The 15,781-nt window shown below is 38.8% G+C and carries 13 protein-coding genes; 7 read left to right on the forward strand and 6 right to left on the reverse strand.

What is annotated here, in order from left to right; translation table 11 throughout:
* Positions 1-36: 36 nt before the first annotated feature.
* On the reverse strand, positions 37-1,116 hold the full coding sequence (locus tag BFL47_RS12110) for a PA0069 family radical SAM protein (RefSeq protein WP_069660063.1): 1,080 nt from the start codon (positions 1,114-1,116) through the stop codon (positions 37-39).
* 236 nt (positions 1,117-1,352) lie between these two features.
* Here BFL47_RS12110 and BFL47_RS12115 point away from each other — a divergent pair, with 236 nt between their 5' ends.
* The 3 genes from BFL47_RS12115 to BFL47_RS12125 are packed head-to-tail and all read left to right on the forward strand — an operon-like array spanning position 1,353 to position 3,888.
* Complete coding sequence (locus tag BFL47_RS12115; protein WP_069660064.1) at positions 1,353-2,135, forward strand: MlaE family ABC transporter permease; 783 nt, start codon at positions 1,353-1,355, stop codon at positions 2,133-2,135.
* Positions 2,135-2,908: an ABC transporter ATP-binding protein gene (locus BFL47_RS12120; RefSeq protein ID WP_069660065.1), complete on the forward strand. Its 774-nt coding sequence runs from the start codon at positions 2,135-2,137 to the stop codon at positions 2,906-2,908. Before BFL47_RS12115 ends, BFL47_RS12120 begins: the two co-directional genes overlap by 1 nt.
* Positions 2,908-3,888, forward strand: coding sequence for an MlaD family protein (locus BFL47_RS12125; RefSeq protein ID WP_069660066.1), 981 nt, complete (start codon positions 2,908-2,910; stop codon positions 3,886-3,888). The genes BFL47_RS12120 and BFL47_RS12125 overlap by 1 nt, the downstream gene beginning before the upstream one ends.
* 108 nt (positions 3,889-3,996) lie before the next feature.
* Here BFL47_RS12125 and rnc read toward each other — a convergent pair whose 3' ends face one another.
* From rnc to BFL47_RS12140, 3 genes are all read right to left on the reverse strand, one after another.
* Positions 3,997-4,725 (reverse strand): ribonuclease III, encoded by a 729-nt coding sequence (rnc, locus tag BFL47_RS12130; RefSeq protein WP_069660067.1) that lies wholly within the window; start codon positions 4,723-4,725, stop codon positions 3,997-3,999.
* A 144-nt stretch (positions 4,726-4,869) separates the two neighbouring features.
* The gene (gene fabF / locus BFL47_RS12135) at positions 4,870-6,123 is read right to left on the reverse strand and encodes a beta-ketoacyl-ACP synthase II (RefSeq protein ID WP_069660068.1); all 1,254 of its coding nucleotides are present in this window, start codon (positions 6,121-6,123) and stop codon (positions 4,870-4,872) included.
* Positions 6,124-6,142: 19 nt separating this feature from the next.
* Positions 6,143-6,379, reverse strand: a complete 237-nt coding sequence (locus tag BFL47_RS12140; protein ID WP_016194153.1) for an acyl carrier protein — start codon at positions 6,377-6,379, stop codon at positions 6,143-6,145.
* Between the two features lie 152 nt (positions 6,380-6,531).
* Here BFL47_RS12140 and BFL47_RS12145 point away from each other — a divergent pair, with 152 nt between their 5' ends.
* Together BFL47_RS12145 and pyk are read left to right on the forward strand one after the other, a co-directional pair.
* Positions 6,532-6,948 (forward strand): IPExxxVDY family protein, encoded by a 417-nt coding sequence (locus BFL47_RS12145; protein ID WP_069660103.1) that lies wholly within the window; start codon positions 6,532-6,534, stop codon positions 6,946-6,948.
* A 62-nt stretch (positions 6,949-7,010) separates the two neighbouring features.
* A complete protein-coding gene (gene pyk, locus BFL47_RS12150) occupies positions 7,011-8,441 on the forward strand; it encodes a pyruvate kinase (RefSeq protein ID WP_069660069.1) in 1,431 nt (476 codons plus the stop codon).
* 321 nt (positions 8,442-8,762) lie between these two features.
* Here pyk and BFL47_RS12155 read toward each other — a convergent pair whose 3' ends face one another.
* Positions 8,763-10,343, reverse strand: a complete 1,581-nt coding sequence (locus tag BFL47_RS12155) for a PspC domain-containing protein (RefSeq protein ID WP_069660070.1) — start codon at positions 10,341-10,343, stop codon at positions 8,763-8,765.
* Between the two features lie 4 nt (positions 10,344-10,347).
* The gene (locus BFL47_RS12160) at positions 10,348-10,701 is read right to left on the reverse strand and encodes a PadR family transcriptional regulator (protein WP_069660071.1); all 354 of its coding nucleotides are present in this window, start codon (positions 10,699-10,701) and stop codon (positions 10,348-10,350) included.
* A 357-nt stretch (positions 10,702-11,058) separates the two neighbouring features.
* On the opposite strand from BFL47_RS12160, the gene BFL47_RS12165 reads away from it, so the two are divergent.
* Both BFL47_RS12165 and BFL47_RS12170 read left to right on the forward strand, forming a co-directional pair.
* The gene (locus BFL47_RS12165; protein ID WP_069660072.1) at positions 11,059-14,277 is read left to right on the forward strand and encodes a SusC/RagA family TonB-linked outer membrane protein; all 3,219 of its coding nucleotides are present in this window, start codon (positions 11,059-11,061) and stop codon (positions 14,275-14,277) included.
* A gap of 12 nt (positions 14,278-14,289) precedes the next feature.
* Positions 14,290-15,780 (forward strand): SusD/RagB family nutrient-binding outer membrane lipoprotein, encoded by a 1,491-nt coding sequence (locus BFL47_RS12170; protein ID WP_069660073.1) that lies wholly within the window; start codon positions 14,290-14,292, stop codon positions 15,778-15,780.
* The last annotated feature ends 1 nt before the right edge of the window (position 15,781 follow it).

Consider the following 15,781-nt stretch of genomic DNA (forward strand, 5'->3'; position numbering starts at 1 on the left):
TGCCAAATTTTAACTAAAATTTTATTTTCTAAAACATTACCTTTCCCCAAACATCGAAGTTTGCCTTCCTGAAGCAGGGATAAAATGGCTCAAATCATATCCCGGTAATCCATTGTCAGGCATGTACCGCTTAATGGAAAGCTTAAACAGCGCATGTATACTTTCCGCTATCTTCCCATCGCCACGCATTCTGGTATCCCAGCGACTATCATTCAGCTTCCCGCCATGACACGCAGCAATCATATTCAGCACCTTATTGGCTCGGTCCGGATACGCTTTCTGGATCCAATCCGTAAACACCTCGGCAATCATTCCATTTAGCCTGATCATAGTAAAAGAAGCAGCTTTAGCGCCTTCTTCTGCAGCACGCTTAATCAAAGCTGGAATCTCATCACTATTTAATCCCGGAACAATGGGCGCAACCATCAACCGAACAGGAACCCCTATAGAACTCAAGCTATTAATCACTTTCAACCTGCTATTAGCCGTTACCGTCCGGGGCTCCATCTTTTGTCTTAAACTCTCATTCAGCGAATTAATAGTAATGGCCACATGCACCAGGTTTAAAGAAGCAAGTTCCTGTAGGATATCAGCATCCCGAACAATCAGATTGTTTTTACTGATCAACCCAACCGGATGTTTATACTTCAAAAAAGTCTTCAGAAGTTCCCTTGTAATCCTCAATTTCCGCTCTAAAGGCTGATAACAATCCGTATTACCTGAAAGCATAATCGGTTCTGGCTGATAACCCGGTTTATTCAAAAAAGTCTCCAGCAAGGCAACCGCATTTCGTTTGACGATAATCTTCCGCTCAAAATCCAGTCCCGCACTGAAGCCCCAGTATTCATGCGAATTCCGCGCATAACAGTATAAACAGCCATGCTCGCATCCCTGGTACGGATTAATGGAATAATTAAAACCTACATCCGGACTCTCCGAACGGCTTACTATCGTTTTCGGAAAAGTCTCAATTAGCTGTGTAGCCGAATTTTCATATAGCTCCTCATCCAAACCTTCAATATGTTCCGTCACATACTTTGTTTTCGAAAACCGATTATGTGTATTAATCTGAGCTCCCCTGCCCTTAAAGTAATGATCGTTATTCTCGTGTGACATAAATCAAAAATACTAATATATTTAGTATTTGTAATAATTAAAACATGTTATCACTCATTTTGCATTTATCTAAAACAATTATCCAGTTAAAACATCTTAATATCAAATGATATAATAAATCAGCAAATATTGATATAAGCTATTTTATTTTGATTTAAGTTTGCGCCAAATACTAATTTCTGAACAAAAGACTATAATAGTCAGGAATGCAGAAATACAGACATTATAGTTCCTCAATGAAGAGATCAGGTAAGTATATTGTATCAAGAAAGATCGATCAGATTTTTATTAATCTGTATGATGTCTATAAATTCATCCTACGTTTTTTTAAAGAAGTTCTGTTTCCTCCTTACGAATTCAAAGAAGTTGTGCGGCAATGTTATGAGATCGGCTATAAGTCCCTTCCCTTAATCACACTTACCGGATTTATTACCGGATTGGTTTTTACCAAGCAATCGCGCCCCTCACTGGCCGATTTTGGAGCAACCTCCTGGCTTCCCAGTCTGGTTTCAATTGCCATCATAAGAGCATTAGCCCCCCTGGTAACCGCCTTAATTACAGCAGGTAAAGTCGGATCACAAATAGGTGCCGAGTTAGGATCCATGAATGTGACCGAACAAATTGACGCCATGGAAGTATCCGGAACCAATCCCTTCAAGTTTCTGGTCGTCACCCGAATGCTCGCCACCACCTTTATGATTCCCTTGTTAGCCGTTTACACCTGTATCGTCAGTCTGATAGGATCATATATCAATGTAAACCAGAATGAACAAACCAGTTATTCTTCCTTCGTAGTCAGTGCTTTGCAAAATATATCATTTCTCGATTTATTCTCTTCCATCATCAAAACAACCCTGTTCGGATTCACTATAGGAGCTGTAGGATGTTATCAGGGTTATAATTCATCAAAAGGAACAGAAGGCGTAGGAAAAGCCGCCAACTCAGCAGTAGTGGTTTCCATGTTTCTGATCTTTATTGAAGAAATACTTGTTGTGCAGATCGTAAACGCCATACGCTAATGAAGAAACAATCCACACCCATTGATGAAAGTCAGCATCTTATTTCGATCAAAGGATTAAAAAAATCTTTTGGTGATCTGCATATACTCCGGGGTATCGACCTCGAGCTGTATAAAGGTGAAAACCTGGTTGTTCTCGGTCGCTCAGGTACAGGAAAATCAGTTTTGATCAAAATTATATCCGGTTTACTCAAACCCGATGAAGGAACCGTGCATGTGCTGGGATATGAAGTAGACAAAATTTCCATCAAAGAATTACAGAAGCTCCGTTTGAAGATTGGGTTTTCCTTTCAGAGCAGTGCCCTATACGACAGTATGACTGTAAAGGAGAACCTGGAATTTCCCTTAGTACGTAATTCAGCCCATCTCACAAAAAAGGAGATTGCTTTCCAAATTGAAGATGTGCTCGAGGGAGTAGGCCTTTTACAAGCGCTCAATCAAATGCCATCTGAACTTTCCGGAGGACAACGGAAACGGATAGGAATAGCCCGGACACTCATCATGCGGCCCGAAATCATGTTATATGATGAGCCAACAGCGGGGTTAGATCCAATCACCTGTATTGAAATTAATAAATTGATTAACGAAGTTCAGGCGCAATATAACACCTCCTCTATTATTATCACTCATGATCTTACCTGTGCGAAATCTACCGGCGATCGTGTCATGATGTTATTGGAAGGACGTTTTGCCCAAACAGGAACTTTCGAAGAAGTCTTTGCCAGCGAAGATGAGCGGATTCAAACTTTTTATAAATATAATTTTACATCTTAATGGAAGCATCAGAAAATAAACGCTCGGTAGTAGTCGGAATATTTGTTTTTCTAGGAATCGTTCTTTTTGTAGCGGGCATTTTTACGCTCGCTGGTCAGCAAAAACGTTTCGTCAAGAGTATTAACATCAATGCGATCTTTGATAACGTAGCGGGACTTAAAATAGGCAATAACGTATGGTTTTCCGGTGTTAAGATCGGAACCGTTAAGAAGATTGACTTCTATGGTAGCTCTCAGGTAAAGATCCTGATGAATGTAGAAGAAGAAGCCCAGAAATACATTCATAAGAACGCAACAGCACAGATCAGTTCCGAAGGAATCATTGGGAACAGAATTATTGTCATCCAAGGAGGAAGTTTAAACCTTCCCAATGTAGAATCGGGTGATCGGATCGGTGTTAAAAAAGCTTTGGATACCGATAAAATGATGGAAGATCTTCAGGCCAATAATAAAAACCTGATCGACATCACCGGAAACCTGAGTGTGATTACTACCCGTATGGTAGAAGGCAAAGGTTCAATAGGCGCCTTACTCACCGATTCAACAATGGCAGGAAGTCTGCGCAATACAATGGCAGGTTTAAGCAGCGCCTCTCAGAACATAAACAATACAGCAGTTTCCCTATCTAATTTTTCAAACAAGATGAACCATAAAGGTGGATTAGTAGATAAGCTCTTAACCGATACAGCTGTATTTTCTCAGTTGCAGAGCTCTGTAGGTGAAATAAAAAGACTATCCCTTTCCGCAGCAACACTTTCCAATGATTTAACTACCGCAGGCGCAAAATTAAATAATAAGGACAATGCCATAGGGGTCTTACTAAATGATCAGCAAACAGCAGAAAGTTTAAAGAAAACATTGCTCAACCTGGAATCCAGTTCCGCTAAGCTCGATGAAAACATGGAAGCTTTGCAACATAATTTCCTTTTAAAAGGCTATTTCAAAAAGAAAGCAAAGGGAGAAGCGAAAGAAGTAAAATAAAAAAACAGCATACGTATAAAATTCTTGCATTCGGTAATGATTATTTTCCATATTACCGAGTGCAGAATATAAGAATTACCTCAATAACTCCTAATTAAAGCCTGAAAATTAAATTCCCATGATGATACAGGCCTTTTCTGCAGCCAATTTCTCTGCATTTTTCTTGTTATAATCTCTTCCGATTCCTTTAATTTCCCCTTCAACCAAGGCATTAACAGTAAAAAGCTTAGCACTTTCACCTTCTGCATTCGGTACGGTTTCGAAAGTCACCTCTTTTCCCTGGCGCTGGCACCATTCAATCAGCTTACTTTTGAAATTAGTTTCTGTAGTTTCAAGGGTCAAAATATCAACATGAGGTTTAATAATGTGATCCAGAAGGAAATTGCGGGTAAATTCGTAGCCTTTATCCATGTAAATGGCACCGATCAAGGCCTCAAAAGCATCACCTAATAGTGAGCTTTGCTTGGTAGGAAAACTAACAATACGGTTGTCAAACTCAATTAATTCGTCGAGACCCAGCTTTTTGGCTAGCTGATTCAGGTTTACGCGACTCACAATTTTGGAACGCATCTCGGTCAGAAAGCCTTCTGTTTTGTAAGGATAACGCTTAAATAATTCGTCTGCAATCACAGCACCCAATATAGCATCACCAAGAAACTCAAGCCTCTCGTTGCTGTTTTTGGTACCATTTTTTAAAATTATGGCAACAGAACGATGTCTGAAGGCCATGCGATAAAGCTTAATATTACCCGGAACGAAGCCAAGTAAATTCTTCATCAACGCAACGTATTTACGTTGGGGCGAGAAGTATAACTTATAAATGGAAGATATTGGCATTCGTTTTTATAAGACCTTTGTCTAAAGTCAAAAGCCCAAAGTCTTAAGAAAAGCAACAAATTATAAATCCATTTGTAATAAAATCAATTTATAAGCAGAAGCCTTCAGCAGACCCGGGACTTAAGGTAAATTTGTACTCCTTGACTAACCTTCGTACTTTTTAAAAATAACCGAGGCATTATGACCGCCAAAACCAAACGTATTGCTTTGCGCCACCCGAACTAAGCGTTTCTGGGCAACGTTAAACGTTAAATTTAATTTAGGGTCAATTTCAGGGTCATCCGTAAAGTGATTGATCGTAGGAGGCACAATGTCATTTTTAACCGCAAGGATAGCTGCAATACTTTCCACGGCACCAGCGGCGCCAAGTAAGTGACCTGTCATCGACTTAGTTGAACTAATGTTCAATCGATAAGCATCTTCACCGAAAACACTTACGATAGCTTTAGATTCACTTTTATCGCCAAGACCGGTAGACGTTCCATGAACATTGATATAATCAATATCCGCAGTAGTAAGGCCAGCATCTTTTAATGCGTTTTTCATCACCAATTTTGCACCCAACCCATCCGGATGAGGCGCTGTAATGTGATGAGCGTCAGCACTCATACCTCCACCAATCAGCTCTGCATAGATTTTAGCACCACGGGCGAGTGCATGTTCCAGTTCTTCCAGAATAATAGTACCCGATCCTTCACCTGTAACGAAGCCATCACGATCTAAATCGAAAGGGCGCGAAGCAGTTGCGGGGTCATCGTTCCTGGTTGAAAGGGCATGCATGGCATTAAAGCCACCCATTCCAGCTTCATGGATAATAGACTCAGAACCACCAGAGATGATTGCATCGGCCATACCCAATCGGATGTAATTAAATGCGTCAATCAATGCGTTTGTAGAAGACGCACAAGCAGCTACAGTAGAAAAGTTAGGACCTCTAAGCCCATACTTAATGGAAATATGTCCCGGCGCGATGTCTAAAATCATCTTTGGGATGAAGAAAGGATTAAATCGCGGCGTTCCGTCACCTTTTACAAAAGCGCTTACCTCATCCTGAAAAGTCTTTAACCCTCCAATACCAGAGCCCCAGATTACTCCGATGCGATTGGTATCCAGATTGTCAAAATCCATTCCGGAATCGATAACAGCCTCTTCAGTTGAAACGAGTGCAAACTGTACAAATGGGTCTAACTTCCTTGCTTCTTTACGATCAAGAAAGTCTTCAGGTTTGAAATTTTTAACTTCACAAGCGAAGGTCGTTTTGAACTTACTTGCGTCAAACCTAGTAATCGGAGCAGCTCCGCTTACTCCATTCAGAAGACCGTTCCAGTACTCTGGAACCGTATTTCCTATTGGGGTAAGCGCACCTAGTCCTGTTACAACAACTCTTTTCAGCTCCATTTATGCTCTGAAAGCGGGATTACTTTACGTTCTTTTCTAAGTAGGCTATCGCCTGGCCTACAGTGCCAATTGTTTCAGCCTGATCATCAGGAATTGCGACATTGAATTCTTTTTCGAATTCCATAATTAATTCTACGGTGTCCAGAGAGTCTGCTCCTAGATCGTTTGTGAACGATGCTTCAGGGTTTACTTCACTTTCATCCACACCTAGTTTTTCCACGATAATTGCTTTTACTCTTGAAGCGATATCAGACATAGTTTCTATTATTTTATATGGTTATTAATTATCTGCAAAGAAAAATAAAAAATGATAAATATCAAACCTTTTTAATTTTGGTTAAAAATGATAAACATCATAATAAGCTTTTGGTATGTTTTTGTACCTTCGCGGTGTTTTCGTATACCATTTTGAACAAATTTACACTTAAATACGAATTAGATCTAGATTTTGTTTTAATAGCAGTGACATCTTCTTTAAAAGATTACCTGTTATGTTTCAAAATCAACCGGCAAATCTTTACTGATTTTGCCCGTATTGAAGATTTATCTGTTCATTTGACCAATATTGGGGATGTGTTCTTTTCCAGGTATCATTATCAACTACCTGAATCAGAAACAGATCTGTTCTTATTGGCCAACAAAGGTACGGAGGGTTATTTGATCCCCGAAATGAAAAACGTAGATTACTTTATTTTAATTAAAAATTATATTGACGAAAACGACTTAGAGTTTATAATTGAAGGATTAAACAAACTACCGGAGATCTTAAACGCAACAGAAGTAAGTCCTCAAAAAATTAAATCAATAGAGAATATAATATTTTAAAGGAAAAAATTAAAAATGGTGTAACGTATACACTTTAACAAATAACAATAGTTTATAATAAGATGAGACAAGTTCACAAACGGACAAAAATAGTTGCCACCCTTGGGCCGGCTTCCTCTAGTAAAGAAACATTACTGAGCATGATTAAAGCAGGCGTTAACGTATGCCGCTTAAACTTTTCGCACGGAAGTCAGGAAGATCACAAAAAGGTTATTGAGATTATCCGCGAAATCAATCATCAATACAAACTTCATGTTGGTATTCTTGCAGATTTACAGGGACCTAAAATCCGTATCGGAATGGTTCAGGATGGTGGAATCAAATTAGTTAACGGTACTCAGATCACCCTTACTACCACCGAAATGGTTGGTAATAATGAGCAGATCTACATTACATATACTAATTTCCCTAAAGATGTTCGTGCAGGCGAAGTCATTCTTTTAGATGATGGAAAACTTCAAATGCGCGTTGTAGATACTAACAACAAGGATAAAGTAATTTGCGAAGTTGTTCATGGAGGAATCCTGACATCACGTAAAGGCGTTAACCTTCCAAATACTAAAGTATCGATCCCAAGTTTAACTGAAGATGACTTAGACAATTTAGAATTTGCATTAGCGAATGATGTAGAATGGATTGGATTATCATTTGTACGTACAGGAGAAGACATCATTGACCTGAAACGCATCATTAACAGGAGCGGGAAAACAGCCAGAGTAATTGCCAAGATTGAAAAACCAGAAGCAATTGAAAACATTGACGCGATCATTGCCGCAACAGACGGAGTGATGGTAGCCCGTGGAGATCTAGGTGTTGAAATGCCAATGGAAATGGTTCCGGTACTTCAGAAAATGATTGTAAAAAAATGTCTTGAAGCATCAAAACCAGTTATTGTAGCTACACAGATGTTAGAAAGCATGATCACCACTCCTCGCCCAACACGTGCAGAAGTGAATGACGTTGCCAATTCAGTATTAGATGGAGCAGATGCAGTGATGTTAAGCGGAGAAACTTCAGTTGGTGAATTCCCTGTCATTGTTATTGAAACCATGAGCAAAATCATCAAGAACATTGAAGAAACAGCTTATCCTTTCCATACACCTAAGAATTTAGACACTAAGTCACCACGTTTTATTTCTAATGCAGTATGTGGATCTGCGGTTCATCTTTCCACACAGACTCATGCAACGGGTATCGTGTCGATGACCTCATCCGGATATACCGCATTTGAAATTTCAAGTCACCGTCCTAAAGCAGTAACTTATATTTTCACAAATAATGTAGAATTATTAGGAACATTGAGTTTACTTTGGGGAGTAAGAAGCTTTTATTATGATAAGATCGATAGCACTGACAAAACCATCAGCGACGTAAATCGTATTCTTAAAGAAGAAAAGTTGATTATGCCAGGAGATGTAGTGATCAATACAGCAGCTATGCCAATCGAAAAGAAGGGTAAAACCAATATGATTCGTGTAACTATTGTAGAATAATTATGAAATACTTTTAAAAAACGGCTGTCTCTTTACTGAGTCAGCCGTTTTTTTTGTGTCTTAATTTTTTAAGATGGAAGTTGTCCCGAATAAAAAGATCAGTTTGACCCTGAACTAAGTAAAATCAAATCTAGATTAAACTAAGATTTAAATAAGGTCAGATTACCGGTGAGGCCACAGTGACGCCATGTTGAGGCCACAGTGAGGCCACCTTTTCCCGTTAAAACGTGGCGTCACTGTGGCCTCACTGTGGCCTCAACCTTGCATCAAGGGTAATTTGAGGGTCACTTGGTCACTCTTAAACTAAAATTAGTTAAGCAATTATTCCGGCTCCGTGTTCTTTTTAAAAAGCGTTTCATCCGCACATTTTAAACCGGTTTCCGTCATGATCCATTCCGAAGGCGTATTCCAGTCGCTATCTTCAGGAAGACAATCCCTTAAATTAACATCACGAATGATATTGTTCATTTCACCATCAATGATCAGGTGCGTATTGACCGGAATCTTTAGGGTGACATTCAATCCTTGGTCGCGGAAAGCCTGTTTAGGGGGGAAGGAAAGATACTTATCGAGGGTAATAGTGGAGTCAGCTTGAACGAACGAGTAGCCACTTTGCTGTGCATTCGTTAAAGCAGACTGAAAATTCCTTCCCCGTGCAGAGAAATCTTTCATGATGGTAGTCAGACTGTCGTCACTCTTTTGGACAAAGAAATGAATTTCGCCCAGATCAGCACCCATTTTCACCCGGCCATGACGACCATTGAAAGTGATATTATAGTCTACACTATCCCCTTTAGATAAAAAACGCGCTTCATTAAGCTTTAAATGGTAAACAGGATACGACTTAAGTAATGATTGTTGCTCGAAGTTGGCTTCTGTTTTAAATTCAGCACCAACTTTGGCACCATAGTAAACGGCCATACCTAAACCGGTGAGCCAAATAATTAAAAGCGCAAAGGAAGTCGTTCTTCCGGTGATCTTTCTATTAAACAACACCTTTAAGGTAAATAATATGAGGGCAATAAGTGGAATAACAATCAGAAGAGCAGCGCTAAAATAGATGGGCGACTGATATTCTGGATTAATTACGTTAAAAGGGAAGCCATCCAGCTCATTTCCATTTATGAAACCCATTACAAACAGAAGGCCTAATAGCGAAGCAAACAGTAAGCTGCAGCAGACGAAAATGACAAAGGCGCCGATAAGTTTAAAAATAATGCTCAGGAGTTTGGTAATAAAAGAGCCGGTATTTTCGCCAGCACCCCTTAAAAAGTCTTCCGCGGCATTGAAACCAGGTTTCAACCGTGTGCCGGCATCACTTATATTTTGTCTTAAGGCATCTACTTCTTCGTCGAAATTACGTTTGAAGCCTTGTAAGTTGATCGCTTCACCTTTCATGGCCATTTTTTCTGTGCGGGTTTTAGCCCTGGGAATAACAATCCATAAAATTAAGTAGACAATTAGTCCAGTGCCCCATAAAATGGTGGCGATGACCGTAATTAAGCGGACATATTTAGCCTCCATGTTAAAATAGTAACCTAAACCGGAGCAAACACCTGCAACCACACGGTCATCCATATCTCTAAATAAGGTGCGGTTTGCTTTAGGAATAGCGGAAAATTCCGTTTCGTCGGTATCGATGTCGAAATCGTTGGTGTTGCCCATTCTTGCGGTGATGTCGGATACATCCTGCAGCACAATAACTTGCTTATTTTGTTCTGCAAGGCGTTCGGTAAACATTTCGGCCAGGCGGTTTTCGATGTCCATTACAATTTCGTCGTTGTCGGATGAGAAAGCGAAATGGCGTTTAACTTCGGTCATGTAGGACCGGAGCACTTCGTAAGCATCCTCTTCAATATGGAAAACGATGCCGTTAATGTTGATGATTATAGTCTTATTCATGATATTACAGGTTTGAGGATTTGTTATTAGGAGTTCCTTCTATAGAAGTTTTGACAGCGAATTTTAATTCTTCCCAGGTGTTGTCCAGTTTTTGGAGGACGACTTTTCCGGCTTCTGTGAGCTGGTAGTATTTTCTAGGAGGACCGGAAGTTGATTCTATCCAGTTGTAACTTAGGAGCCCGTTATTTTTCAGGCGGGTAAGTAATGGATATAGGGTACCCTCAACGACGAGCATTTTGGCTTGTTTCAGCTCATTAATAATGTCGGAGGCGTATATCTCGCCACGCGAGATAATAGAGAGGATGCAGTACTCCAGTACTCCTTTCCTCATTTGTGTTTGTGTATTCTCTACTATCATGAAACAAAGATATGGTATTTATTTAGTACTATGCAATACATAGTACTAAATAAATATGTGTTTTCTTAAAAAGAAAGAAATGGTAATTTCTTATGATAACCGTAAGCATTGACAGATATCGATAAAAGTTAGTTTGAACGGCGCAGGAATGATTAAATCTCGATGGTTGTTGAATATTGAAAGCTTGATTTCGCAATATTTCTTAATTGGAAAAAGGAAATATTAAAAAAAAAATGATAAATATTAGTTTTAAATGAATAATTGTTAGAGAATTATTAAAATAATGTAAATAAAAGTTTGAAAATCGGAATAAACTCATCATTTTAGTACTTTAATCATTAATTGAAAAATACACATATGAAGCGAATTCTATCAAATTTGTTCATCTTGTTGTTGTTATGTACAAGTGTAATAGCACAAGACCGTACTGTAACAGGTACAATTAAAGGAAAGGATGACGGACTTCCGCTTCCTGGAGTGAGTGTCAGAATAAAAGGCACTACGGTCGGTACACAGACTGGATCAAATGGACAATATTCCATTAAGGTTACAAAAAGTAGCTCAATCCTAGTATTTACTTATGTAGGCTATACAACGCAAGAAGTCAGTGTAGGTTCCAAAAATGTTATTGATGTAAGTCTAGGAAATGATGCAAAACAGTTAGGTGAAGTTGTCATAACTGCATTGGGTGTATCCAGAGAAAGGAAATCCATAGGATATGCGGCAACTACTGTAGGCTCAGAAGAAATAAACCGTGCATCGCCAGGTAATTTAGCTCAGGGATTACAGGGAAAAGTTGCAGGTGTGGATATTTCAAATACTTCAGGCTCTCCAGGTGGATCTAGTAAGGTTGTTTTGAGGGGTTTTTCTTCAATTACTGGAAATAATCAGCCACTGTATGTTGTTGATGGTGTTCCTATCAATAATACTAGGCCAGGTGGAGCTGCTCCCTCAGGTACTGCAGGCGATCTTTCTCAATCTTTTGACTTTGGTAACGGAGCAAATGATATTAATCCAAATGATATCGAAAGTGTCAATATATTGAAAGGTGCTGCTGCAACTTCATTATATGGTTCAAGAGGATCGAGTGGGGTAATTTTGATCACTACTAAAAGAGGTAAAGGTGGAGATTTGAAAATTGACCTTTCATCATCTGCTGCGTTTACTAATGTATCTATTGTTCCTGAATTACAAACCAAATTTGGTCAGGGATGGGACGGTTCCTTTATTCTATCAGAAAATGGTAGTTGGGGTCCGGCTTTAGATGGACAAATTCGTCCTTGGGGCGCTATTGTTGATAATTCTCAATTATTAAAACCTTTTGTTTCAATAAAGAATAATTTTCGTGATGCTTTTGATACGGGGACAGAATATAATAACACGCTTTCCATCAGCGGAGGTAGTCCACAAGGTTCCACTTTTTTCCTTTCTTACGGAAATTTGTCTAGCGATGGGGTTCTCCCTACTGATAATGATTCATACAAAAGAAATAGCTTGTCTTTAAATGGCTCTACTAAGTATAAGGCTTTCACAGCAAGTGCTTCTATGAATTATGTTGGTAAAAATTCGAAGTCTGTTCAAACTGGTCAGGGTTCTAGTTCTGGTGCAAACTTTTATGAGGAAATTCTTCAAATCCCAGTGGATTTACCAATTTCAGATTTCAAGGATTATAAAAATACTTATTTTAACGTAGATAATTATTTTACTCCTTTTGCAGAGAATCCATATTACTCGTTGAACGAGAATGGATCAACTTTTAAAAGTAATAGAGTGTATGGCAACGTTGATTTGAAATACAAGGCATTTGATTGGCTTACTTTTCAGATTCAACAAGGTGCTGATATTACAAATGCAAATGATAAAATATGGCATGCGAAAAATGAGCCTTCTCCTGGTAGCTGGAACGCTGGCGCCAATGTGGAAGGTTATCCTAGAGCTGCTGATGTTGGTGATGTGGTTGAAGGTTCTGAACGCTATTTTGAGTATGATTCTAAAGTACATGCAATATTTGATACAAAGATAAGTTCAAAATTTCAACTGAACGGACTTGTAGGATTGAACTTCAATGACCGGGGAAGCCGGGTTCTTTACACTTCAGTGGAAAACCTAACTATACCTGGGTTTTATCAGTTGTCTAACTCATTAAATAGCCCTACTAGTACTGAAAGATCAACACATAGAAGATTATTAGGCGTTTATGGTACTGCTACTTTGGGATATGATAGCTTCGCTTATTTGTCTTTAAATGCTCGAAATGACTGGAGTTCAACCTTACCTCAAGGTGATAACAGCTTCTTTTATCCTGGAGCAAATCTTGCTTTAGTATTGTCTGATGCATTTGATATGTCTAGCGCTAAGGTTAGCTTATTTAAGCTTAGAGCAAGTTGGGGACAAACAGGTAGTGATACCGATCCTTATAGAATCTATGATATATTAAGATCTTCAGTTATACCAGTTAGGGGGGCGGGAACAACAATCACTTTCCCAATTGCTGGAGTAGCAGGTTTCGATATTTCAAACACAATCAACAATGCTCAGCTAAAACCGGAAATAAGTACTGAAACTGAGTTTGGAACAGAGCTTCGGTTTTTCAATAACAGGGTTGGTTTAGATTTGGCATACTATAATAAGATCACAGATGATCAGATTTTGCCAATAGATGTTTCTCCTTCTTCTGGATACAATTTTGCAATCGTAAATTTCGGTAAGGTACGTAATCGTGGTATTGAGCTTGCTGTTAACGGAACTCCTATCAAGTCGAAGAATTTTACCTGGGATATTGCTTATACCTATACAAAAAATCGAAACATAGTGTTGGAATTGCCAGTAGGATTGGATAAAGTAATATTAGAAACAGCGTACGATGCAAATTTAGTAGCTAGAGAAGGTCAGCCTTTAGGTGTTTTTGAAGCCCCGGTTGCTAAGACAGATCCAGAAGGAAGAATTGTTGTCAATCAAGCTAATGGAATGCCAGAGGTTGGAGATGACGCTTATTATGGTTCAATACAACGAAAGTTTACAATGGGTTTATCTAATTCGTTTACCTATAAAGCTTTTAATCTAGGATTTACTTTAGATTACAGAAAAGGTGGTGTATTTTATTCAGGAACGGCTGATTTACTAAACTTTGTAGGTAATGATGTAAAAACAACTTATAATAATAGGAATACTTTCATTGTGCCTAATTCTGTTGCTGCGGTTACTGATGATGCAGGAAATGTTTCCTACGTTGAAAATACGGTACCAGTTGCAGAGGATTTTATTGATGATTATTACTATACTTCTACTAACCGTGGAATGGCCTATAATAATCGTATTCTTGATAAAACGTTCTTCAAGCTGCGGGATGTTACCTTGAGTTATTCTCTTCCGAAAAGCATTGCTTCCCGCTTAAAAGTGGATCGTGCTACTTTTACTGTTTATGGAAGAAATCTTTATACCTGGTTGCCTTCTGGAAACAGAACAATTGACCCTGAAGTCTCAAATTATGGTAATGACCTGACAAGTGAATTTGGTGAGTTTAGAACTGGTCCGTCTACACGCTCTTTAGGAGCTGCTTTAAAAGTAACTTTTTAGTAATACAACAACATGAAAAGAATTTATATAAATATTAGAATATATATCATAATTGCTGCTTTGATCGGCTCGTCCGGATGTAAGAAGATACTTGATATAAATGAAGATCCAAATAATCCAGGAGTAGAGAATGCGACTCCGGAAGTATTATTTCCTTCAGCTGTTATGTCTTCTGCTGGTATGATTGGCGGTCAATTAGCCATTGTGGGTGGAATTTGGTCTCAGTACTGGGCAAATAGTGCTGGTTCATCTCAGTATAGGTCAATTGATGGTTATAATTTAACAGGATCATCAGAAGAGGTAAATTATCCATATCAGCAACTGTATGCTGGTGCTTTAAGTAATTATCAGCTGGCAATTACAAAATCGGTGGAACGAAATGATTGGCGCTATAATCTAATGGCTACAGTTATGAAAGCATACACTTATGAAGTACTTGTCGATTTATATGATCAAGTGCCATATTCAGAAGCTTTGCAAGGTGGGGCAAATCTTCAACCAAAATTTGACGATGGGTATACCATCTATACAAGTTTACTTACTGAGATTGATGCTGCCCTTGCGCATGATTACAGTAATGAATTTACTCCTTTGCAAAAAACCACGGACTTTGTGTTTGCTGGTAATATGGATAATTGGGTGAAATTTGCCAATACATTAAAGCTTAAAATGTATTTAAGAATGGTAAATGCTAAACCTGCTGAGGCTCGTGCTGGTATACAAAAACTATATGCAGATGGAGCTGAGTTTTTAGATGCAGATGCTGGTGTTAATGTATTTACCGATAGTCCTGATCGTAGTAATCCTTTTTATGAGTTCAACATAAGAAGATTAAATACTGCTGTTAATATACGAGCCAGCTATACTTTCGCTAGTTGGTTAAATGCAAATGGCGATCCTAGAGCTGCAACTTTTTTTGCTAAAACAACTGCTCCTGTTATTGGAATTCATCAGGGTGATTATACCTCGACTGCTATTCAGGAACCTACCTACAATAGTGCTGATGTATTTGTGCAACATGCTAATGACCCTGTATGGTTTATTTCTGAAGCTGAATCTTATTTTATGCAGGCTGAAGTTTTAGAACGGTACTCTGCTGGAGTTGGTGCAAAAGCAATGTATGATGCAGGTGTTGATGCAGCGTTTGCTAGTGCGGGAGTTAGCCGTGGTAGTTTATATCCTTATCCTGTATCCGGAACTTTTGAGCAAAAACTGGAAGCAATTATCGTTCAGAAGTGGGCATCTTTTCCTGGTTCTCATGCTCTTGAAGGCTTTTTTGAGCATAACAGAACAGGTTATCCTAGTACAAGTACAAATAGTGCAGGTGCTTACATCAATTCTAAGTCCGAAGGTTACACTCCTGGTAAATGGGTATATTCTCGAAACAGCTCCATTGGAAATAGTTTCCCTAAGCGATTAGTCTTTCCAGATTACGAAAGAGATAGAAACGCCAATACGCCTGTAGAGGTTGGTATTGGTACTAAGGTTTGGTGGGCTAAGTAAT

Origin of the sequence: Arcticibacter eurypsychrophilus (genome assembly GCF_001730525.1) — a bacterium.
GTDB lineage: Bacteria > Bacteroidota > Bacteroidia > Sphingobacteriales > Sphingobacteriaceae > Arcticibacter > Arcticibacter eurypsychrophilus.

Excerpts from the sequence above, each read along its gene's own strand:
- BFL47_RS12110 (WP_069660063.1), bottom strand. The coding sequence starts at position 1,116 with ATGTCACACGAGAATAACGATCATTACTTTAAGGGCAGGGGAGCTCAG.
- BFL47_RS12115 (WP_069660064.1), top strand. The coding sequence starts at position 1,353 with ATGAAGAGATCAGGTAAGTATATTGTATCAAGAAAGATCGATCAGATT.
- BFL47_RS12120 (WP_069660065.1), top strand. The coding sequence starts at position 2,135 with ATGAAGAAACAATCCACACCCATTGATGAAAGTCAGCATCTTATTTCG.
- BFL47_RS12125 (WP_069660066.1), top strand. The coding sequence starts at position 2,908 with ATGGAAGCATCAGAAAATAAACGCTCGGTAGTAGTCGGAATATTTGTT.
- rnc (WP_069660067.1), bottom strand. The coding sequence starts at position 4,725 with ATGCCAATATCTTCCATTTATAAGTTATACTTCTCGCCCCAACGTAAA.
- fabF (WP_069660068.1), bottom strand. The coding sequence starts at position 6,123 with ATGGAGCTGAAAAGAGTTGTTGTAACAGGACTAGGTGCGCTTACCCCA.
- BFL47_RS12140 (WP_016194153.1), bottom strand. The coding sequence starts at position 6,379 with ATGTCTGATATCGCTTCAAGAGTAAAAGCAATTATCGTGGAAAAACTA.
- pyk (WP_069660069.1), top strand. The coding sequence starts at position 7,011 with ATGAGACAAGTTCACAAACGGACAAAAATAGTTGCCACCCTTGGGCCG.
- BFL47_RS12155 (WP_069660070.1), bottom strand. The coding sequence starts at position 10,343 with ATGAATAAGACTATAATCATCAACATTAACGGCATCGTTTTCCATATT.
- BFL47_RS12160 (WP_069660071.1), bottom strand. The coding sequence starts at position 10,701 with ATGATAGTAGAGAATACACAAACACAAATGAGGAAAGGAGTACTGGAG.
- BFL47_RS12165 (WP_069660072.1), top strand. The coding sequence starts at position 11,059 with ATGAAGCGAATTCTATCAAATTTGTTCATCTTGTTGTTGTTATGTACA.
- BFL47_RS12170 (WP_069660073.1), top strand. The coding sequence starts at position 14,290 with ATGAAAAGAATTTATATAAATATTAGAATATATATCATAATTGCTGCT.